The 20777-nt window shown below is 56.4% G+C and carries 23 protein-coding genes; 13 read left to right on the top strand and 10 right to left on the bottom strand.

Translation table 11 applies throughout. From position 1 onward, the window contains the following. A complete protein-coding gene (locus DQG13_RS01630) occupies positions 1-279 on the bottom strand; it encodes a hypothetical protein (protein ID WP_113017722.1) in 279 nt (92 codons plus the stop codon). 299 nt (positions 280-578) lie between these two features. Here DQG13_RS01630 and DQG13_RS01625 point away from each other — a divergent pair, with 299 nt between their 5' ends. From DQG13_RS01625 to DQG13_RS01605, 5 genes are all read left to right on the top strand, one after another. Further along, complete coding sequence (locus tag DQG13_RS01625) at positions 579-1946, top strand: YheC/YheD family endospore coat-associated protein (RefSeq protein ID WP_113017608.1); 1368 nt, start codon at positions 579-581, stop codon at positions 1944-1946. Positions 1947-1967: 21 nt separating this feature from the next. Next, a complete protein-coding gene (locus DQG13_RS01620) occupies positions 1968-3137 on the top strand; it encodes a YheC/YheD family endospore coat-associated protein (protein ID WP_113017607.1) in 1170 nt (389 codons plus the stop codon). A 572-nt stretch (positions 3138-3709) separates the two neighbouring features. Then, complete coding sequence (locus DQG13_RS01615; protein WP_113017606.1) at positions 3710-5083, top strand: YheC/YheD family endospore coat-associated protein; 1374 nt, start codon at positions 3710-3712, stop codon at positions 5081-5083. Then, complete coding sequence (locus tag DQG13_RS01610; protein ID WP_113017605.1) at positions 5084-6211, top strand: YheC/YheD family endospore coat-associated protein; 1128 nt, start codon at positions 5084-5086, stop codon at positions 6209-6211. It begins immediately after the preceding gene. A 5-nt stretch (positions 6212-6216) separates the two neighbouring features. Next, positions 6217-7311, top strand: coding sequence for a YheC/YheD family endospore coat-associated protein (locus DQG13_RS01605; protein WP_113017604.1), 1095 nt, complete (start codon positions 6217-6219; stop codon positions 7309-7311). A 332-nt stretch (positions 7312-7643) separates the two neighbouring features. Here the strand turns inward: DQG13_RS01605 and DQG13_RS01595 are convergent, their stop codons facing one another. Together DQG13_RS01595 and DQG13_RS01590 are read right to left on the bottom strand one after the other, a co-directional pair. Beyond that, positions 7644-8306, bottom strand: coding sequence for an HAD family hydrolase (locus DQG13_RS01595; protein WP_258525405.1), 663 nt, complete (start codon positions 8304-8306; stop codon positions 7644-7646). A 131-nt stretch (positions 8307-8437) separates the two neighbouring features. Then, positions 8438-8758 (bottom strand): 50S ribosomal protein L33, encoded by a 321-nt coding sequence (locus DQG13_RS01590; protein WP_113017602.1) that lies wholly within the window; start codon positions 8756-8758, stop codon positions 8438-8440. Between the two features lie 176 nt (positions 8759-8934). On the opposite strand from DQG13_RS01590, the gene DQG13_RS01585 reads away from it, so the two are divergent. Beyond that, entirely contained in the window at positions 8935-9408 is a 474-nt protein-coding gene (locus DQG13_RS01585) for a GNAT family N-acetyltransferase (protein ID WP_113017601.1), read from the top strand. Between the two features lie 746 nt (positions 9409-10154). Here DQG13_RS01585 and DQG13_RS01580 read toward each other — a convergent pair. Together DQG13_RS01580 and DQG13_RS30630 are read right to left on the bottom strand one after the other, a co-directional pair. Next, a complete protein-coding gene (locus DQG13_RS01580; protein ID WP_113017600.1) occupies positions 10155-11045 on the bottom strand; it encodes a YitT family protein in 891 nt (296 codons plus the stop codon). Continuing rightward, positions 11042-11185 (bottom strand): hypothetical protein, encoded by a 144-nt coding sequence (locus DQG13_RS30630; protein WP_181592504.1) that lies wholly within the window; start codon positions 11183-11185, stop codon positions 11042-11044. The genes DQG13_RS01580 and DQG13_RS30630 overlap by 4 nt, the downstream gene beginning before the upstream one ends. A 277-nt stretch (positions 11186-11462) precedes the next feature. Between DQG13_RS30630 and DQG13_RS30480 the strand changes: the two genes are divergently transcribed. The 4 genes from DQG13_RS30480 (at position 11463) to DQG13_RS01560 (ending at position 13869) form a co-directional block, all read left to right on the top strand. Next, positions 11463-11642 carry a hypothetical protein gene (locus tag DQG13_RS30480; RefSeq protein WP_146767079.1) on the top strand — a complete coding sequence of 60 codons (180 nt, stop codon included), beginning with the start codon at positions 11463-11465 and terminating at the stop codon, positions 11640-11642. Positions 11643-11793: 151 nt separating this feature from the next. Then, positions 11794-12432, top strand: coding sequence for a phosphatase PAP2 family protein (locus tag DQG13_RS01570; RefSeq protein ID WP_113017598.1), 639 nt, complete (start codon positions 11794-11796; stop codon positions 12430-12432). 96 nt (positions 12433-12528) lie between these two features. Then, positions 12529-13596: a YheC/YheD family protein gene (locus DQG13_RS01565; RefSeq protein ID WP_113017597.1), complete on the top strand. Its 1068-nt coding sequence runs from the start codon at positions 12529-12531 to the stop codon at positions 13594-13596. Positions 13597-13677: 81 nt separating this feature from the next. After that, positions 13678-13869 carry a hypothetical protein gene (locus DQG13_RS01560; protein ID WP_113017596.1) on the top strand — a complete coding sequence of 64 codons (192 nt, stop codon included), beginning with the start codon at positions 13678-13680 and terminating at the stop codon, positions 13867-13869. Between the two features lie 79 nt (positions 13870-13948). On the opposite strand, the gene DQG13_RS01555 is transcribed toward DQG13_RS01560, so the two are convergent. The 3 genes from DQG13_RS01555 to DQG13_RS01545 all read right to left on the bottom strand — a co-directional run bounded on the left by DQG13_RS01555 (position 13949) and on the right by DQG13_RS01545 (position 15915). Further along, positions 13949-14401 carry a hypothetical protein gene (locus DQG13_RS01555; RefSeq protein ID WP_113017595.1) on the bottom strand — a complete coding sequence of 151 codons (453 nt, stop codon included), beginning with the start codon at positions 14399-14401 and terminating at the stop codon, positions 13949-13951. Positions 14402-14404: 3 nt separating this feature from the next. Then, complete coding sequence (locus DQG13_RS01550; protein WP_113017594.1) at positions 14405-15196, bottom strand: hypothetical protein; 792 nt, start codon at positions 15194-15196, stop codon at positions 14405-14407. 146 nt (positions 15197-15342) lie between these two features. Beyond that, the gene (locus DQG13_RS01545) at positions 15343-15915 is read right to left on the bottom strand and encodes an acyl-CoA thioesterase (protein WP_113017593.1); all 573 of its coding nucleotides are present in this window, start codon (positions 15913-15915) and stop codon (positions 15343-15345) included. Positions 15916-16089: 174 nt separating this feature from the next. Between DQG13_RS01545 and DQG13_RS01540 the strand changes: the two genes are divergently transcribed. Genes DQG13_RS01540 through DQG13_RS01530 form a run of 3 tightly spaced genes read left to right on the top strand, consistent with a single transcriptional unit; the run spans position 16090 to position 17174 of the window. Next, a complete protein-coding gene (locus tag DQG13_RS01540; protein WP_113017718.1) occupies positions 16090-16281 on the top strand; it encodes a spore coat associated protein CotJA in 192 nt (63 codons plus the stop codon). Between the two features lie 26 nt (positions 16282-16307). Beyond that, a complete protein-coding gene (locus DQG13_RS01535; protein WP_113017592.1) occupies positions 16308-16571 on the top strand; it encodes a spore coat protein CotJB in 264 nt (87 codons plus the stop codon). A gap of 33 nt (positions 16572-16604) precedes the next feature. Then, the gene (locus DQG13_RS01530) at positions 16605-17174 is read left to right on the top strand and encodes a manganese catalase family protein (protein ID WP_113017591.1); all 570 of its coding nucleotides are present in this window, start codon (positions 16605-16607) and stop codon (positions 17172-17174) included. A 78-nt stretch (positions 17175-17252) separates the two neighbouring features. On the opposite strand, the gene DQG13_RS01525 is transcribed toward DQG13_RS01530, so the two are convergent. Both DQG13_RS01525 and yfkAB read right to left on the bottom strand, forming a co-directional pair. Beyond that, complete coding sequence (locus DQG13_RS01525; RefSeq protein ID WP_113017590.1) at positions 17253-18959, bottom strand: methyl-accepting chemotaxis protein; 1707 nt, start codon at positions 18957-18959, stop codon at positions 17253-17255. Positions 18960-19539: 580 nt separating this feature from the next. Beyond that, positions 19540-20685 carry a radical SAM/CxCxxxxC motif protein YfkAB gene (yfkAB, locus tag DQG13_RS01520; protein ID WP_113017589.1) on the bottom strand — a complete coding sequence of 382 codons (1146 nt, stop codon included), beginning with the start codon at positions 20683-20685 and terminating at the stop codon, positions 19540-19542. Between the last annotated feature and the right edge of the window lie 92 nt (positions 20686-20777).

Genomic DNA, 20777 nt, shown 5'->3' with positions numbered 1-20777 from the left:
TTACGCCCCTTTTCCATACCGGTTGGCCAACGCTTCCGTTTTCCGCTGCAGCCGGAATTTCCTCATCCTTTTCACCTGACGCAGCCGCTCCCGTTTCTTGGCATCCACGCCCAACAGCTCATGAAGCTGCGCGGCGATGACCAGCAGGGCAAAACAGAGCCAAACCGTACCGAACACCGGCCCTGCGCCGAGCCCCTCCCCAACCGCCAGCTGCGGCACAGCGTACAGCAGCATGCCCCCGGCAATGCCTAAATACAATAGATGCTTCCAAAATGGCATGTTTCCTTCTCCCCTTTTCCCATCGTTCCCGGCCGTATTGGCATCCATCGGTTAGCCCTTACACTGCCGGGGTTGCCCTTCCTGCTTTTATTACAGCCTATGAGGACGAACCGCAGGATATGCGTCTTGTCCATAGCCGGCTTCCTGCCTTTTCCCGAAGGGAGGGCGCCTGAAACACCGGACAGAGAGGGGCAAGATGGGCGCTATCCAATCACAAAGGGGCAAATGCCCTCATATGATGGAGTAGTTCTCATGTTCTCATACGCGATACTACAAGGAGCCGGGAAGGAGATTTCCATATGGCCAAAATCAAGCTGCCAGTGTATCTGCAATTCGGCAGCGCTCACCCGGAGGAACACATTGCCATTGGGGCGGGCTTCCTAAAAAAGCTGAAGCTGCCGCTTCGTGAACCCGTGACGCTTCGATTCGGGTCCACCCGAAAGGAGGTCCGCATTGTCCAATCCAACCAGGCCTCGCTGCGCATGAGCGCGCATCTGGCCGCAAGCCTCGCCATCCCACATGGCACGAAGCTGTGCGTTTCCTATCATCCCGCCTCCCGCACGCTTCATATCGGCCCGTTGATCGGAGTGCTCATGAGCCGGGTGTACACCCAAGCTCCGGACCGCCCCTTCGGGGCCATGACCGCCTTCTGCGCGGAATTGACGGAGGCTTGCAGGCTTCACGGAGGAATGGCTTATTTTTTCACGCCTAATGACATCACAGGGAACTCCGACCTTCGGGGCTGGATGCTGTCGGAGGGGCGTTGGGTTAAATCCTCATTCCCGTATCCCAATGTGATGTATAACCGCGTAACCTCCCGCAAGCTGGAAAATAAACCCCAGGTGCAGCAGTTCATGCGCGATCTCAAGGCCCGCTACGGGTCGGTAGCCTTCAATGAGAAGTATCTGGACAAAACCGAGGTGTTTCAAGCGCTGCGCAAGGAAAAAAGCGTGCATGCCTATCTTCCGGAATCCTACCTGTTCAAGAATTTCGCCATGCTGAAGTCCATGTGCAAAAAATACAACACCGTTTTCCTCAAACCCATTACCGGCAGCTTGGGCAAAGGCATCATCCGCATCTCCTCCCAGCCGGAAGGCGGCGGGTATCAATGCTCCTTCAGCAGTCTCAGCGGAATAAAGCGCCAGCACTATCCGACATTGACCCAGCTGTTCCAGAGCATCTCCGGAAAAATGAAGCAGCGCCGTTATCAGATTCAGCAGGGGCTCCGCCTCATGGAAACCGGCGGACGTCCGGTGGATTTCCGCGCGCTGGTGCAGAAGAACGGCGACGGCGAATGGGCCGTCACCTCGGTGGTGGCCAGAGTAGCCGCCAGCAATACCTTTGTCTCCAATCTGGCCCGGGGCGGGACCCTAAGCCCGGTTTCGGAGGCAGTAGCACGAAGCAATCTGCCTTCAGGGGTACGGGCAAGCGTGAATACCAAGCTGCGGACTGCCGCCCTGTCCATTGCCAAAAGTGTGGATTCCACCATCGATGGACATTTTGCCGAGCTGGGAGTGGATTTGGCTGTAGATGCGGCAGGCCGGGTATGGCTGCTGGAGGTCAACTCCAAACCCTCCAAGGAGGATAACACCCCGTCTGGCGACAGCAAAATCCGCCCGTCGGTGAAGCAGGTTGTGCTCTATTCCCAACACGCATGGGGCAAATAACTGCCCGCGGCAGGAGGAATCATGAAGCATCAAAGCAGCAAGCCCCGTATCGGCGTAATGGCCGGCGAATTCCGGGAGGACCGGATTCCTCCCTTCGGGGAAACCCGATTCTATGAGAGCCTGTGCGCTGCAGGCCATTCCTGCGGAGCGGAGGTTTATGTGTTTTCTCCATTAGATGCGGATGAAGCCGGGATGACCGTCACGGGATACGGCTGGAGTCCGGGCGGCGGCTGGAAGAAGCGCTCCTACCCGTTGCCTGATCTGATCTATGACAGAGCCTTCTTCAGCAGCAAAGAGGCTTACCAAGCCCACCGGCAAGCGCTCCGCAGGCTGGGCTCCCTCAAGCAGGCGCCCTATCTGGGCTTTGGGCTGAAAAGCAAATGGGAGATGCTGCATTTCCTGCGCCGGGACCCGGCGCTTCGCCCCTATTTGCCGCAGACAGCCAAGGTGGCGGCGCCGGAAGACGCAGCCCGCTGGCTTAGCCGGGAGCAGCGCATCTTCTTGAAGCCGGCAAGCGGCTCCCAGGGCAAGGGCACCGTTATGGCGGAACAGGCGGAGGAGGGGGGCTGCTGGCGCGTGCGCGCCCGGGATTCGGCCAATCAGCCGATTGCCCTTGAGTTTAGGCGCGAGGCTGAATTTGTGCAGTGGCTGGGCGGTTTTATGGGCAGGCGCGCTTATCTCATGCAGCCGTATCTGGAGCTGGCCGCCCCCTCCGGCGAAGCCTGGGATATCCGGGCGCTGGTGCAGAAGAACGGCCGGGGGCTCTGGGAATTGACGGGAATGGGCGCGCGGGTCGGCGCATCCGGCAGCATCACCTCCAATCTGCATGGAGGGGGATCGGCCGTGGAGGTGGACGAATGGCTGGAGCGGCAATTCGGCGCCGCCCGGTCAGCGGAGATTCTGCGGACGCTGCGCATGCTGGCGAAGCGGATTCCCGCCGCCTTGGAGGCCTGCAACGGCCGGATGGCGGAGCTGGGGCTGGATCTGGGGGTGGACCGTGAGGGCCGGGTGTGGATTATTGAGGCCAACACCAAGCCGGGCCGCTCCATCTTCCGCAAGCTGGGCCAGGAAAAGCTGCTGCTTCAGGCGGAGCGCAATCCCATCGCCTATGCCTGCTACATCCTGACACGAACCAGCCTCCGCCCGGACGGGAGGCAGGCCCGGGCCAAGCCGCTGATTTGCCTCCCGTAAAGACGCAGGCGGGGCGGCAATGAGCAGGTAAGCCCGGCCGTACATCGGCACAGTGCAGCCCAACGGATTTGGCAGGTGCGACAAGCGCAACACAAGTGCGACAAGCGCAACACAAGTGCGATAAGCGTCACCTTTTGCAAGCCGCCTTTTGCAAGTGCGCCGCCTTTTTATGGGGAGCGGTTAATGTAAGCGGCATACAATGTTTGCTATTTGCTGCTGCCGGCCAAATTAGGCGAAATAAGAACATAAAATGTATGCTATTGCCTCTTTTGACGCTTCAAAACCAGGAGAAACGATGAATAGCAGACATTTTATGTACGCTATTTCAGGATTTTTCAGGATTTCAGCCAATTAGCAGACATTTTATATACGCTATTTTCCAAAACGCCCCTGGATATCCCCAAATGTCCCTGTAGACAGCCGGGAGCGTGCAAACCATCAACTTGACGCAGGCTTTCCTGCCGGAAAGCCCTTAGCCTATGCTTTCGATGCCAGTTTTCGCCTCCGCGAAAACCCAAGCTTATGCTTACGACGCAGGCTTTCCTGCCGGAAAGCCCTTAGGAGGTTCCACCATGAGCTTTACGACATGCTCCATCCTGATCAACCGCCAGCCGGGCCGGACGGTTGTCCTAAGCCGGCCGCTGGCCAAATTCCTGCAGGTCTCCTCCGGACGGAGCGGGACTCTGAAAATCGGCTCCAAAACCGCCGGCGTCACCCTGCGAACCGTGAACCGGCAGGATAATACCATCACCCTGCCCGTCAATCTGGTCGGCGATCTCCGGCTGCCCCGCACCGGCAAATGCCTGATCAAAAGCAACGGCTCAGGCGAGCTGCAGCTGGGGCCGGTCATTGGCATTTTGACCAGCACCGGAGGCAGCGCCGGCGCCCCCTTCGGCTCCCGGACCGGCTTCATCCGGGAAATCTTCGCCACCGGGCGCGACAAAGCATTCCATGTGGCCTTCTCCCCCAACCAGGTCAACTGGGAAGCCGGCGAGGTGTCCGGCTATACGTTAAGCCGGGAAGGCAAGTGGGTCCGCAAAACCTTCCCGCTTCCCGACGTAGTCTACAACCGGCTGCCCAGCCGCCGCGCGGAAAAGCTGGCCAGCATGGAAAATTTCAAGGAACGGTTCGTCCGCAGACGGATTCCCCTGTTCAACTGGAGCTTCTTCGACAAGTGGGACGTGTACCGCCTCCTGGACGGCGAAAGCGACGCCGAGCGGCATGTGCCGGAATCGGCCATCAACCCCTCGCCCGACGAAATCCGCCGCCTCATGGAAAAGCATAAATTCGTATATCTGAAGCCCACCGGCGGAAGCCTGGGCATCGGCATCTACCGTCTGACCTATACCCAGGGCCGGGGCTACTTTGCCCGCTTCCGGCGGAACGGCTCCAACATGCTGATCCGCTTCGGCACCTTCGACGGGCTGATGAAGCTGCTGCGGCGGCATAATATCAACCTTCAGCATTACGTGGTACAGCAGGGCATCCGCCTTATTGAGCTGGACGGCTGCCCGTTGGATTTCCGCTTCCACATGACCAAAAACGGCCAGAACCAATGGGTAGCGGCCGGCATCGGGGCCAAACGGGCGGGGAGGGGCAGCGTCACCACCCACATCCGCAACGGCGGCCAGCTGATGACCCCGGAGCAGGCTCTGACCAGAGTCTACGGCGCCTCCAAGGCCAGCACGATGCTGGATAACGCCAAGGATACCGCCGTAAAGCTGTCGGAGGCCATCGAGCGCCGGTACAACCACCAGCTGGGCGAGCTGGGCTTTGACCTGGGCATCGACCAGAATGACCGGATCTGGATGTTCGAGGCCAATGCCAAACCGGGCCGCTCCATCTTCAAGCACCCGGCGCTGAAGGCCTCCGGCAAGGCCACCTTGACCCACTTGTTCAATCATTGCCTCTATCTGAGCCGTTTCCGCGCGAGGAGGGAGGGATAAATGGGCATTGTGCTTCATGACGGCTCCCGCCAGCAGCAGGTCATGGCCATATTGACGGTAGAAGATGACAAACGTCCTTTCTCAGGCAATCACCAGAATTTTATCGACCTCATCAAAACCGGCCGGGAGCGCGGAATGATAGTGTACGTGACACGGGTAACGGACGTGAAGCTGGGACAGAAACGAATTAACGGATTCCAGTACCATTCCGAAAGCCGCTCATGGAGCCGGGGGAGCTTTCCCTTTCCGCAGGTGATCTACAACCGCATTCCCAACCGCAAGGAGGAGCAGCGCCCCGAGGTGCAGCAGCTTTTGAAGGCTTGCCTGAAGCATTCCCGCGTCCGTCTGTTCAATCCTTCGTTCTTCTACAAATGGACCCTGTTCGAGTGGCTCAATAAATCCAAGCAAACCCGCAAGTATGTTCCGTCCACCCGCCGGCTCTCCGGCTCCTCCGATCTGGAGACGATGCTCTCCCTCTTCCCGGTGGTGTATCTCAAGCCGGTGAAGGGCAAGGCCGGAGCAGGCATTATGCGGGTGGAGCGGAGCAAAACCAAACCCGACGCCTTTGTGCTCCGGGTGCAAACCAACAAAAGCAGCAAAGCCACCTCCTATCCGTCTCTCTCCCGGTTATGGCATGCCGTCAAGGGGCTGGCCGGATCGGAAGAATATATTGTGCAGCAGGGCATTGAGCTGGCCAGATATGAGGACCGCCCCTTCGACCTGCGGGTGCTGGTGCAGAAGAACGGCCAAGGGGAGTGGAGCCTGTCGGGAATCGGGGCGAGGGTGGCCGGGAAATCCTCCATTACGACGCATGTGCCCAGAGGCGGCTCCATCCATCAGCCCGAAACGGTGCTGACCGCTGCTCTGGGACCGGAGGCAGCCCGTCATACCCTCTTCAGGGCCAGAATCTCCGCCCTCTCCATTGCCCGGCAAATCGAAAAAGCATCCGGACATTCCCTTGGGGAAATGTCCATGGATCTGGGGGTGGACACCACCGGCCAGATCTGGTTTTTTGAAGCCAATTCCCATCCGATGAAATTCGACGAGCCGGATATCCGCAAACGCTCGCTGGAGCGTCTGATTGAATACAGCCAATTTATCGCCAAATCCCGAAAAAGGAGCAGGTGATCCCGATGCCGACTCCTACTCTGGGCGTTATGACCCTCTATCTTGGCGGCGGCAGGATCGAAGAACTGCCGTATTTCCGCAAGCTGAGCCAGTCCGCCGACAGACTGGGACTTGATCTGTTTGTATTCACTCCCGAGGATGTAACCCCGGACGGCAAGCAGCTGCGCGCCTGGGTTTACAACAAGGAGCTGAACAAATGGGAGCGAAAGCTCTCGGACTTTCCTGACATTGTGTATGACCGCTGCCGCTATCAGCGAAACTACCGGTTCCCCCTTCTGCGCAAATTCCGGGCGGAGCATCCCCAGCTTCTCTATATGAGCCGGCCCTTGGTGCACAAGTGGAGCATGCACCAGAACCTGAGCCGGAACCGGCGCATCCGGCAGTATTTGCCGGAAACCATCCAATACCAGAGTACCGCAGATATCCTGCAAATGCTGGATCGCCACGGGCTGGTCTATGTGAAGCCCATTGACGGCACGGGAGGACGGGGAATCCTAAGGATCGAGCGGCTGGAGAACGGCCAGCTCCGGGTGCGGGGCAGGGAAAAAAGCCGAAAAATTATCGCCCCCTTCACCGTATCCCGCGCCCAGTTGGGCACCAGGCTCGGCCGCTGGAAGCTCTATCCCCGGTATCTGGTCCAGCAGGGCATCCGCATCGCGCTGAAGGATGGGCGAATCCATGATTTCCGGCTGCTGATCCAAAAGGACGGCTCCGGCCAATGGAAAGTCACCGGCAGCGCCGGACGCGTCGGCGCCCGGCACAGCGTCACCTCCAATCTCCACGGGGGCGGCTCCGCAGTGCCCACCGAAAGGCTGCTGCGGGCCAGATTCGGCTCCGAAGCCAAAGTGCAATCCATCACCGGGGACATGGAGCGGCTGGCCCACCTGACGGCGGAGCATCTGGAGCGGCAATTCGGCTCCTTATGCGAGCTGGCCCTGGATATTGCCATTGACGAGCGGGGCAAGGTGTGGCTCCTGGAGATCAACCCCAAGCCGGCGCGGGAGGTATTCGCCCGCACCGGCAACCGGGATATTTACCAGAAGGCTATCGACCGGCCGCTGGAATACGCACTATACCTATACAGGCGCAAAAACGGATAGCACCCGGAATAACACCAAACGCCGCAAAAAACAATCCCCCAAAAGTGACGGCAAGCTCCTAAGCAAAATCCGGGTACTTTTGGGGGAGCCCTCAAACCAATCCCCCAAAAATGACGACAAGCTCCGAAGCGGAATCCGGGTACTTTTGGGGGAGCCCTCAAAACAATCCCCCAAAAGTGACGGCAAGCTCCGAAGCAAAATCCGGGTACTTTTGGGGGAGCCCCCGAATGAAAAGGGCGCTGTATACTGCATTTTCGCAAAAAAGCAGGACCCGGCTTTTACAGCCGAAGGTCCTGCTTTTGGCATAGAGATGGATATGGGGCTTGTCCCCTTCAGGCATACAAACCCGGCAGCTCCGCAAAGCTGCGGAGGCGCACATGGGAGCCGTTCAGCTCGGAGCCGTCGCCAAATCCGGCGTAGTCGCAGCCGATGACCGTCAGGCCATTCTTCAAGCCCGCCTCCACATCGGAGGAACGGTCCCCTACCATCCAGGCGCTGCGCACCTTGTGCCGCTCCAGCAGCAAGCGCACCAGGTCCACCTTGGAGGAGGTTTGATGCTCCCCGGCGCTGTACAGCTCCTCAAACAGCGGGGCAATTCCCTTCAACCGGGCCACGCCGCGCACATAATCCTCCAGTCCGTTGCTGGCCACAAACAGGCGAATCCCCGCATCCTTCAGCTTGGACAGGGTATCCTCCACCCCGGGATACAGCTCTCCATACCCGTTCTCCAGATATTCCAGCTCATACCGCACAAATAGCTCATCGGCCCGCTGCCGGACCCTTTCTTCCGCATCAGGCAGCACGCGGCGCCAGATTTCCTCCAGCACCATCCCCAAACAGCCGATAATAATCCCTTCATCCGGCGTGCTCTCCGTATAGCTTCCTTCCCTGCGCATTTCATCGAATGTGGCGTGATAAGCGGGAATGAGCAGCGACTCCGTTTGAAACAGGGTGCCGTCCATATCGAAGATCATCGCCTCCGGTTTGGGAAACATGGGGCGCACCTCCAATCGTATGTACTCTTCAAACCATGCTTTTATGAAAACATGCCTGCAACCCGATGTCAATCCGCAGGCGGAATGAAAAAGAAAGGCCGCCGGCCAAAAACGCCGCCAGCCTGCAGCCCTTAAATAAACGGAAACCCGCCGCCAAAGCCATAGCCGGGGTAGCCGAAGCCTCCGCCGTAGCCGCCATACCCGTAGCCGGGATAACCATAGCCGTAGCCTCCGTAAGCATACGGAGAGGTGCCGATGGCCAGGATATCGAACAGCGCCAAGGGAAGAATGGCTTTGGTCCGGGCCTTGCCTTTTGCCTGGAGCAGATGGAGGCGGCCGCCGCCGGAGATGCGGACAAGCTTGCCGGAAGCCACGCTGCCATCCTTTTTCAAGCAATACACCTGTTTGCCTACGAGCTTCTGGACATCCTCTATGCGAATCTTTCTTGCCATGCGCTCTCCTCCTTCGGTCCTATAGAGTCATTACGCTACCATACTATGCAAAGCCCGAGCCCCAATCTTGGACATCTGTGATATGATAAGGAGAAATATCCGCATCCGCATGAGAATGCGCTGAAGCGTCGATGCAGCAGATAAACCCAAGCTTCATCTGAGAAAGGAAGATACCCGTGTCTCTTATTTCCGTTCATACCGTGTCCCACAACCATCCGCATCTGCACCAGCTGATCCGGAATTTGGACGAGGAGCTTCTGGAGCGTTATCCCCCGGAGGAGATTTTTACCCTGGATTTCAATGATCCCCATGTCCGGGACATCTCCTTCGCCGTAGCATATCTGGACGATACGCCCGTCGGCTGCGGAGCCATCCGGCCGCTGGAAGGGGAGGAGGCCGAGCTGAAGCGTTTTTTTGTGGAGCGGCAGCACAGGGGAAGCGGCGCGGCGGCCCTTATTCTCCGGCATCTGGAGGAGAATGCCCTGAGGGACGGCTTCCGGATCATTAAGCTGGAGACCGGGCCGGAGCAGCCGGAATCCCTCCGTTTTTATGCCAAAAACGGTTATTATGAAATTCCGCGCTTCGGGCCTTATGCGGAATGTCCCAGCAGCATGTGCTTCGAGAAGCGGCTGCAGCCGGCAGCCATATGATATTTCCGGGGAAATAGTGCTTTAGTCCGATGAAACCCGCACTCCGCAATAGAAGACTGCCTGCCTTGCCAATGGCAGCCCCTCGCAAAAGTTACTCGGGGAGGACGAAAAAAGGACAAACCTTTGGGCCTGTCCCTTTTTCGGCGTAACTACTCAGCTATCTGTTTGGAAGTTATCTGCTTTTGATGACAACATCTCTAATGTATGGTAGATGGTGGTGGGATGTCGGGGATATAGAATTATATGGAATACCCATAATGCAAAAGTACATTTACTTCATAAGTCAACTGCTGGAACGGAGGGGTCATCATGCAAAAAGTGCATCTATTTCTCGCGGATTTTAGCTTTTTGGCGGTTTTAAACGAAAATAACTGCACTTTTGCACGATCGGAGCGAAAAAGTTGGCTCACGGTCCAAAACAACTGCACTTTTGCATGATAGCATTGGCAGATGCTGGATCCACGGCAGGATGGTGCCCCCAAAAACTGCCTTCGGTTAGAGCAGGGAGCGCCATCCGGACCGTACATTCGTATTCATCAAATTAGCGCTCTTACGGACTTTCACGGACACACGGTACGCTATTTGCCCTGGGAAACCTCCAATCCGCTGTTTTTCAAGCGGCGCTCCAAGAACAGTTAAGGTATTACGGGCAATAGCTGAGTAGTTACTTTTCACCTTATATAGTTAACCCGCGGCTCTCCCGGAAATCCCCCGAGCAGTCCCCGCAGGCTTGTCTCCATTGTTGGTTAATGAATATCCTTCTTTTTGAAGCGCCCGCCGCGCACATCGTGAATATTGCCCACAGCCACAAACGCGTTCTTGTCAATTTCTCCGACAATTGTCTTCAGCTTGGCTTCCTCAATCCGGGTAATGACGCAGAAAATAACGGTTTTGGCGCCTCCGGTAAAGCCGCCTTCCCCATTCATATACGTTACGCCGCGGCCCAGTCGGCTCATGATCGCTGCGCCGATTTCACGGAAATCGTCGCTGATCACCCATACGGCCTTGGATTCGTTGAAGCCTTCAATGGTGATATCAATCATCTTGTAGGCGATGAAATAAGCAATCAGGGAATACATGGCATGGTCCCATCCGAATACAAAGCCTGCGCTGCCCAGAATGAAAATATTGCAGCACATGACGATCTCCCCTACAGAAAAGGGCAGCCGTTTGGTAAGGAGGATGGCGACAATTTCGGTGCCGTCCAAAGAACCGCCGACCCGGATAACCAGGCCAACGCCTACGCCTAAGATCACGCCGCCGAATACGGCTGCCAGAAGGGGGTCAATGGTTAACGGCTTTACAGGATGGAGAAGATAAGTCCCGATGGACATTACGGCGACTCCGAACAAGGTGGAGAGAGCGAAGGTTTTGCCAATTTGCTTGTAGCCGAGGAAGAGGAATGGCAGGTTGAAGAAGAAAAGAAATATGCCGAGGGGCAGACCGGTCAGGTGGGACGTAATAATGGAAATGCCGGTGATCCCGCCGTCAATAATGGCATTGGGCACCAGGAATATTTCCAAACCCACTGAAACCAATCCTGCCCCCATCACAAGTAAGAGAAGTCTGGTAAGAAACTTGGCAGTCGTCAATCTGACATGCCGGGGCTGCTGAAGTACAACTTGACCTTCCGTCATGAAGATTCCTCCGATTCCTTAGTCTGGTTCAGCTCGAATTCCACATTCAGCTCCTGAAGCACCAGCTCCAGCGCCGTCAGCTGCCCCTGCAGAAAATCATGCTTATCCGATAAATCCGTTTGCTTTAGGTGGCTTCTCAAGATCCGAATCCTGACCTCCAGTCGTTGGCAGAAGGATTCAACTTTCGATTTGCGGTAGGTTTCGGCCATAATACACCTCTATAAGGATGGTATTCTCCGGGCAGCAGGGAGAGGGAAAATGTTCATATTTCATTGTATACAGATGTATACATCAAGTCAATCGCCTGGAAAGAATTTTTCCGGGTCGAAACGGATAGAAAAATGACGACTTTTTTCCCATGTGCAGGATAAGGGTTCATGCTACAATTTGGAAAACACCTTAATCAAAGGGGCGTTTATGATGATGGACAAAGAAGGCGTAACACAGGAAGAGCTTCGGATGCTGCTCTCCGACGTTCCAGAAAAGGCGGTCTCCTCCTCTTCCGCAGCGACTGCGGCTGCATTTGCGCCATTTTCTTCCCGAGTGACCCGCTCGCGTGCCCGCAGCAAGAAAAAATGGTGGAATTTATTCCGCTAACTCCCTTGCCGCTTGATAATGCCAAGGCCCATTGACGAAGTACGCCCTCTCCTGCTGCGGGAGGGCGTTTTTGGCGTGTGCTTGCCATTGTCCGTCATAATGCGCTATTCTGTTGGCAGATTGTTTTGAACGTGAAAGGAGCTTCTGCCTCATGCGCCGCTTTCTTCCCTCCGGCTATCCCGCTGCCGCCTTGGCAGCCGCCTGCTCCTTCGTAGTCATCGCCGCCGCGGTCCGCCTTCAGGCTGCTCCCGGCTTGGATGAGAAGCTGGCAGCCCGTGTCCAGTCTTGGGAATCTCCCGGGCTAACCTTGTGCATGACCCTCCTCTCCTGGATAGGGACCGGCCTCCCGCTGGTTCTGTTGACCGCCGTCATTATGGGCCTTCTGTATCACAAGCTTGGCTTCCGCCGGGAAATTTGGCTTATCGCCTTAACCGCCGTGGGCTCTGCCCTGTTGAACGTTGCGCTGAAGCATCTGTTCCGGCGCCCCCGGCCGGAAGTGTACCGGCTTGCCGAAGCCGCCGGCTTCAGCTTCCCCAGCGGGCATTCCATGGCCGCCTTCAGCCTATACGGCCTGCTGGCGTTTCTGCTCTGGCCGCGCCTGCAGGGAAGCTTCAGCAGGACGGTTCTGCTTGCGGCGGCCGCCTCCCTTATTCTCGCCATCGGCTTAAGCCGCATCTACCTGGGCGTTCATTATCCCAGCGATGTATTGGGCGGGTACGCCGCCAGCGCCTGCTGGATTGCCGCCGTTCTGGCTCTGTACCGCCGCTTGACGCGGCAAGAACTTCGTTAAGCAGGGTGGGTAGCGGCCGTTCAGTTTGCCGAAGCCGCTGCATATGCTGTCGGGACAGCAGTGTACAATCCCTATAGTCCTGGAGGTTGAGGTTCGATGAAGAAAGAATCTGTCGGCATCTTGCTGGACGACAGCACCTTTGCGCGTCTCCCCTCGCGCCATACCGGCAACGAGCGGCTTCACCTGTACAACCGCGCCGCCAAGGAGCTGAAGCTGGCTCCCCCCTTCTTTATGAACCTCCGGCACATCAGCGGAACATCCGCCACAGGCTACACTTATTCCGGCCGGCGTTACCGGCTGCGGCGCCGCTCCCTTCCCCGGGTGGTGCACAACCGGGATTTGGCGCTTCGCCCCCGCATGAACGCCAAGCTCACCCGGCTTTCCCGCTCCTCTGTGGTCTTCAACCGGAAAAACCGCTACACCAAAACCAAAATCGCCGCCATATTGGCCAAAGACAAGGCCTTGCAGCCTTATTTGCCCGACACGTTTGTTTACAGCTCCGCCCGGCTGGCCCAAGCCATGAATAGATACCACGCCCTCTTCATCAAGCCGGCCAGCGGCAGCGTGGGCGACGGGATTATAAAGCTAAGCCGGATCGGGCAAGACCGGTGGCTGGTCCAATGGAAAAACCGGCACAAGCTGTCCGGAGCCAAGGCCAGAGCGATGGTTCACCGGGCAATCGCCGGCAAACCCTATATCATCCAGGAGGCGGTTATGCTGGCCCTTTATCAGGGCAGGCCTTACGACATCCGGGTTTCCGTGCAGAAGGGACATTCGGGAAACTGGCAGATAACGGGCATGGTGGGAAAGGTGGCGGCTCCGGGCCGGCATGTTACCAATGTGGCCAAAGGAGGAAGCGTCAAGCGGTGCGAGACGCTGTTCCGGCACAGCGGGTTGCCTCCAGAGGAAACCGCCAGGGCAGTCGCCCGGGTTTCCCTGCAAATCGCAGCCTGTCTGGACAGGCATCTGCCCCGTCTCGCCGATCTGGGGCTGGATATGGGGGTTGACCGCAACGGCCGGGTCAAGTTTATCGAGATGAACGGACGAGACCAGCGTTATTCCTTCCGCAAAGCCGGGATGAGCCGGGAGTTTTTCCGCACGTACCGTACCCCCATGGAATATGCCAAACGGCTGCTTGCCCAATCCGGCAGTCAACGGCGGTAAAATTGTGAATTCTTCGTGAACACAGTAACCAATGCTGTCCATGCGGTGTCTACATTAAATCAAACCCAAAGGAGAGTGTTTATGCGCCCCGGTATTATTTTAAAGGACGATGCAGATCTGGATTATGCCCTACACTACAAAAGTCAGGTAGAGATTACATTATGGGGCCAGGTGGATTACCGCGGACAACTGAAGGGTTACAACGAGGACGCGGTTCAGGTGACAAGCGGGGAATGGTATACCCGCAAGGTAGTGGAGATCAAAACGGTCTAGCCCGCTACGGCTGGCCCAATATGAAACGCCGGATGGCTTGAGGGCGCAGCGCCGCCTTCAGGCCGTCTTTTTTTGAAGCTTATTCGATTTTGGCCAGACCCAGCGCCAGATGGTCCCACAGCAGCGGCTCAATCCAGCTCGCCTCCGTTTCCTCGCAATTGACGATCAGGATCACCTCCGAGCGTTTCCCCTTTAAGAGCCTCCTCTTTTTTTTGATCACCTTATGAATCAGCAAATCGATCAGAAAACCCAGCACAAAGCCCAGGCCTGCTCCGATCAATCCCCAGTACACCGGCCCCCACTCCATCTCAAACCCGCGGCTTGCGCCCACAACAGAGAACAGCGCCGCCAGCACCATACCCTTGCCCATCAGGGAGACCCCGTCAGAGTGATGAAGGGAGTCGAAGAGACGGCGTTCCTCCGTCCGGTTATCCAAGGGCAGCGCAAACAAATCCGAAACACCCCGTTCCTTGAGCTGGGACAAGGCCATTTCCAGAAATACAGTATGCTCGAATGTGGCCACGATCTGCATCGGCTAATTCACCTTGTTCCCTTTCCTGATTCTGAAACCCCCGGGTTGGTAATTCTGGCGGAGAAAGTTTTTCTGATCCGATTCAAACAGCTTGTTGTTCTCCACCGTGTTGATGTAGGCGTCATAGATGGAAAAAAAATAAAAGGAGGGAAAATACAGAAGCCATTGGGCATCCAGCACCTGATTGGATTCTCCCAGCTTGCCGAGAATCAGAAGATGGATGGCCTCATACAGGTGAGAGTGGCAAATCAGAATCACGCTCATAACCAGATTAAAAAAACCGAGAATAAACCGGTTGATGTACAATTGCCCGACGCTGGGAATCGCCAAGGAGCAAAGAAAGGCGGCCACAGGATTCTTTTTGTCCAAATAATTGATTTCCAGCGCCCCCAGGCTGAAGGTGTTGAAGGGGGCATTTTCCCGTTCCGCGAGAATATAAATCTTGTTCATGTCCACCGTTGTGCGGTAGCTGTCCCAGATGGCAAACAGATATACCGGAATATACAGATGCAAAAACCGTACATCCAATACCTGCTTCGCCTCCTCGATCTTCCCCGTGAAAGAATACACCATAGCCAGATTCAGCTTGATGCGCTGATTGATAAACAGCTCCCAAGCAACCAGCAGCATGCCCCGGATATATTTGGACAGGATAAGATGCCCGAAGCCAGGAAAAATAACGGACCACATGGCCACCACGTAGGGGTTTTTGAGGTGAAGCTGGGTAATGCCGAAAATATTCACGTGGGCCTTGTAGCGCCGATACTGGTTGTTGTTATTGATATAGTTGTCCATGGCTTCACCCCCCTCCCGGGTTTTTATCTGTATTATTTGCAATTCCCACCAGAAAATTCCCTATTTCTTACTTAATTTTCTAACTAAATGGATGGACTACAAAAAAATAGACACCCTCCGGCAACCGCTTCAGGGTGTCATGTTGATCATTCGGATGGAGGAGGCACTTGCTGCTTCGCCGCGGCAGAAGCTGCGCTATCCCAGGGACGCCGGGTCCCGAACACCTGGGCCAGCCGCTTGCTTTCCTGGCGCCGCTCCTTGCGGGCCGATGCCCGCGCCGGGGCAGAGTCGTGAAGCTGGATCTCCTCAGGCGTTTCGGGGATCACCTTCCCCACCTCTGTAGGCCGACCGTCGTCCCCCAGGGCCACGAAGGTCAAAAAGGAAGTGGCGCACACCTTCCTTTCTCCGGTAAGCAGATCCTCGCCGATCACCTTGACGAATACCTCCATGGATGTTTTGTGGGTCCAGGTGACAAAGGCCTCCAGGCATACCTCGTGCCCCACCCGGATGGGATGCAGGAAATCAATGGAATCTGTGGATGCCGTCACGATGGGCCTGCGGGCATGGCGCATGGCCGCCCGCGCCGCCACATTGTCAATGTAGGTCATCAGCTTGCCGCCGTAGAGGGTCTGATGATTATTGGTATCCGGCGGCATCACATAGCTGGATTGTACGGAACGGGAATCATTGCACGGCTTGGGGCCGATGGAGTTTGACATAATAAACCGCCTTCCTTCACAAAAATTTTGGCTTGGCCCAGGCGAATTCGGTTAACAGGTTTTGCCATGGTGCTACATATAGATAAGCGTGGTAAACTGTGATTTTATTTTAGCGTAAGGAGGAGTTGCCTTGTGAATGCGGCTTTGCCGATCAGCCCTGCCTGCCAGTTCAGAATGTATCAGCCGTATGTAAGCCCGTTTGATCCCTGTCCGCCCATCTGCGTCAAAACGTACAACACGCCTCCGCAGTTGTTCATTCCATTCCAGCCCATGAATCTGCCCCAATTTACCCCTTGCGAAGCACTGCGAGCCGGCACCCTGTGGCCAGCCCTGTACGGGCCTTATCCCGGTCCCCCCGTCAAGTAAGAAGGAAAAGGAGGTGCTTTTCACTCATGCACAATCAACTGCCTGAGGATTTTTACTGCATGCTCAAGGAATTGCAGGAGATCGATTTCGTGCTGGTGGAGCTGAATTTGTATCTGGATACCCATCCGATGGATAATCTGGCTCTTCAACAGTTTAACCAAACGGCGCAAAAGCGGCAACTGCTGGCCGGGCAATTCGAGTTGAAATACGGACCGCTGATGAATTTTGGGCATAGCTACAGCCGCAGCCCATGGCAGTGGAACGACGTCCCCTGGCCTTGGCAGGTTTAATCCAGCCGATTCGAGAAGGAGGAATAGCTTCCCATGTGGGTATACGAGAAGAAGCTGCAATATCCGGTGCGGGTCAGCAAATGTGATCCGACTATGGCCAAATTTCTGATTGAGCAATACGGCGGGGCCGACGGCGAATTGGCCGCCGCCCTGCGCTACATGAACCAGCGCTACACCGTACCCAATAAAATTATCGGGCTGCTGAACGATATCTCCACAGAAGAACTGGCACACCTGGAAATGATCGCCACAATGGTCTACAAGCTCACGAAAGACTGCAGCCCCGAGCAGCTGAAGGTGGCCGGGCTGGGGGATCATTATGCCAACCATGACAAAGCCCTGTTCTACCAGAATGCCTCCGGCGTGCCATGGACGGCCGCCTACATAGCGGCCAAAGGCGATCCCATCGCCGACCTCTACGAGGATATTGCCGCTGAGGAAAAAGCCCGGGCCACCTACCAATGGCTCATCGACCTGACGGATGATGTGGATCTCCAGGACAGCCTGAAATATTTGAGGGAACGGGAAATCGTGCATTCCCTGCGCTTCCGGGAGGCCGTGGAAATTCTTAAGGCGGAGCGCGAGGCCCAAAAAATCTTCTGACCTCCCGGTTCCTTGTCCGTCGTCCCTCCTGCAGCGCACAAACAAGCCATCCCCGACGGGATGGCTTGTTCAACTTGGTTACACCTTGAACTGATCGATGAGAATCTGCAGCTCTTCGGCCAGCTTGGACAAATAATTGGCGGAGGCCGTAATCTCCTCCATGGTCGCCAGCTGTTCCTCGGAGGCGGCGGAGGCGTTGTGGGTGCCTTCGGCAGTGGTGTCCGCCACCGTCAGCAGCAGCTTCACCGATTCCACCAACCGGACAGAGCCGTCGGAAATATGGGCTACCGATTGGGAGACCTGCTCAATCCGCTCCGCCGTTTCGGCGGCCGAAGCCCGGATGGTGCCGAAGGCATCGCCTGCGGAATGGACCAGGCCGGCCCCTTCGCCTACCTCCTTGGCAGTGTTGTTCACCGTATAGGCTACCTTGTCCATCTGCATGAGAATCTGGCTGACCAGCCCCGTAATCTGTTGGGCCGACCGGCTGGACTGCTCCGCCAGCTTGCGGATGGAATCGGCCACAACGGCAAAGCCTCTCCCCTGCTCTCCCGCCCGGGCCGCTTCAATCGCCGCATTCAACGACAGCAGATTGGTCTGTCCGGCAATATCCGTAATGACCTCCACAATAGACCCGATCTCCTTGGAATGCTCGCCCAGCACCTCCACCGTCTGCGACAGCTCATCCATGCTCTGGCTGATGGCGTTCATCTGCTCTTCCGCAGTAATGGCGGAATGAAGGCCGGACTCCGCCTTGAAGGCCGTATCCGCCGCCGATGCCGTCACATCATTGGCATTCATGGAAATCCGCTGGACAGCCTCGGACATCCGGTTAATAATCTCCGAAGTCTCCTCCAGACTCTTCAGCTGGCGGTCCGCCCCTGCGGCCAGATCCTGGGATACCAGCGCAATCTGCTCGCTGGCTTTGCCTGTCTGCTCGGCGCTGGCCGTCAGCTCCTGGGAGGAAGCGGCCACCAGCACAGAGGTTTGATTGACCTCCTGGATAAGCTTGCGCAAATTGAGGCTCATGCCGTTCATGTCATTCACCAGAACGCCGACCTCGTCCTTGCTGGTGTAGTCCAAAGGCTCGACGGTCAAATCCCCCTTGGCAATCCGGTTCACGTGGGCGGACAGCCTCACCACCGGACGAACCATACGGCGGATAACCAGATAGATCAGGACAACGCCCACCAGCAGGGCAATCACACCCGTGATGATAGGTGCCACAATGGTATCCATCGTCCGCTCATGGATAATGGAGGCGTCGAAATTAATGGCCATAAGAGCCACGATTTCCTTGTTGGGATCATGATCCTTAAAAATGGGACCGTACCCGGTCATCAGCTTTTCGCCGCCAAACTCGTACACATCCGAATAAATATTTTGGTGGTGGGTGTGATCCCCACTCCGGAAGGCCGCCTTCACGGCGTCATCCATATAATACTGCATGCCTGCTTCCATGCTGTGGTCTTTCATCCGTTTATCCACGGCCAGCACCTTGCCGTTCACATCCAGCAAGAAGGCTTCCTTGAAAATGGCCTTATGGTCCACTGTCCAATTCAGGCGGGTTTCAATATCGGCCAGACCGCTGGCATCGCCCTTGGCCAGCTTCTCGACGGCGGCGGGGTCCACCAGTCCGGTGGTAATATTGGCACAGCCGACAAGCTCGATCCCGACTGCTTCCTTCACTTGGTCATAAGCAACGCTGTACCCGATGAAAGCGATGGCGGCACCTACAAAAAGCAATACGGCCACTACTGCAGAAGTCAATTTCCCCGCAAAATTCATCTTGGCTCTCCTCACCGCCTGCTCCAGGCCATTTAAACTATAGATAATAGTTATTATAGCTCAATTTTTAGCGAATTTCATCGAATTATTATTAAAATCCAAGTAAATTGTGTAAAACAGAATTATTGCCATGTATATGTGCGAGGATAAGCGCCCAACGGTGCTGTGCTGCTCATTTGACGGCGGACCCTGATTCCGTTATTTCGCAAAAATCCGCCCTTTTTTCTTCGGAGCGGACACAGGATTCGTTAAATGTGAAAAAACAGGGGTTCTCCATGCTTCTGGAGGGGAATAACGGATTGTCTGTCCGCGAAAATCGAGAAAAAGGTCAAATGAGGAAAATAGCGTACCCTCTGTCCGCGACCATCAATGGGGGGGACTATACGCCAACTATCCGCGATCATCAATGGGGGGGACTATACGCCAACTATCCGTGGAACATCGCCGCTGCACATACCGCACCATACAATTCTTCCGGCCAACCGCTCCTTCTTCCGTCTCCCCCCGGTCCTCACCGCCGCAAAAAAAAGCCGCAGGCGGACGGAAATTCCGTCTCTGCAGCTTCAATGCGATCTGTCCATCAAAGAGTTCCGGAGGCTTCCTCCGGCGCTTCGCGGCCGGTGAAATCCTCATCTTTGTAATAGGTATCCTTCACCAGAAGATTGGGCCCGCAGCAGGAAACGGCGGGACAATGGCAGCTTACCGTGCGGGAGAGGGGATGGTCCAGCCAGCGGTCGAACACCTCCTCCAGACGGTCCTGCCCGATATTGCCCAACGGCGGGAAATCGGCGAAATCCGTCACATGGACGTTTCCATTAAACAAGCTGACATTCAGACGGTTCCGGCCGTCCGGGTCATTGCGGACCGTTACCTTGGGGGCGGCCTTCAGCCGCTCCAGCAGCTTCCGGTCCTCGCCGTTTTCGTTGCAGGCGAAGAAGGGCAGCGTGCCGAACAGCATCCACACGGACGGGTCCCTTGCGTCCAGCAGCCGGTGAACCGCCTGCCGGAGCTCCTCCAGCCCCAGAACCGGCAGGTGCCGGGCAAATGCGCTGGGATACATGGGATGCACCTCATGCCGCCTGCAGCCCATCTCCACAATCAGCCGGTGAATCTCCGGCAGCTTCTCATGGGTACGATAGTTGATCATGCTTTCGGCGGAAACAAACAGCCCTCCCCGCGCCAAAGCCCGGGCATTGTTCATCATCTGCTCGTACAGCCTTGCTGCCGAGCCGTTGCCGGCAGGATTTGCCGACCGGGCAAAGCCGATCTCCCGGAAATCCTCCGCCCCCGTATAATTATGGGAAATATGAAGCACGTCGAGATAAGGCGCAAGCTCCTCATACCGCTCCAGGTCCATGGTAATGTTGGAGTTAAGCTGGGAACGGAGTCCCCGCTGTCTGGCGTAGCGCAGAAGCGGAAGGATGACATTCCGCACCGTTTCCCTCCTAAAAGTCGGTTCCCCTCCGGTGATGCTGATGGTCGCAAGGCGGCCGACCTCCTCCAACCGGTGCAAAAGACGGTCAAGCGGCAGCATCTCCCCTTCCTTCATCACCAGGCTGTCTCCCACAGCGCAATGCTCGCACCGCATATTGCACAAATGCGAGACGGTTACCTCCACGCTGGTCAGCGTGTGCCTGCCGTAGCGCGTCAGACTGTGAATGGGGTCCCACGGGTCATGGTCAGGGCAAATATCCGGCGCCGCTGCGTTCCGGTCAAGCTCAATCATTATACTCTCCCCTTATACCGACTCTATCATGTATTTTACCCAATAATGATTCTAAATGGAACCCCAAATACAGCAAAGCCGGCAAGCTTAGG

The organism is Paenibacillus sp. YN15, assembly GCF_003285005.1.
Classification (GTDB): domain Bacteria; phylum Bacillota; class Bacilli; order Paenibacillales; family NBRC-103111; genus Paenibacillus_AR.
This window is presented reverse-complemented; position numbering and strand designations above follow the sequence as displayed.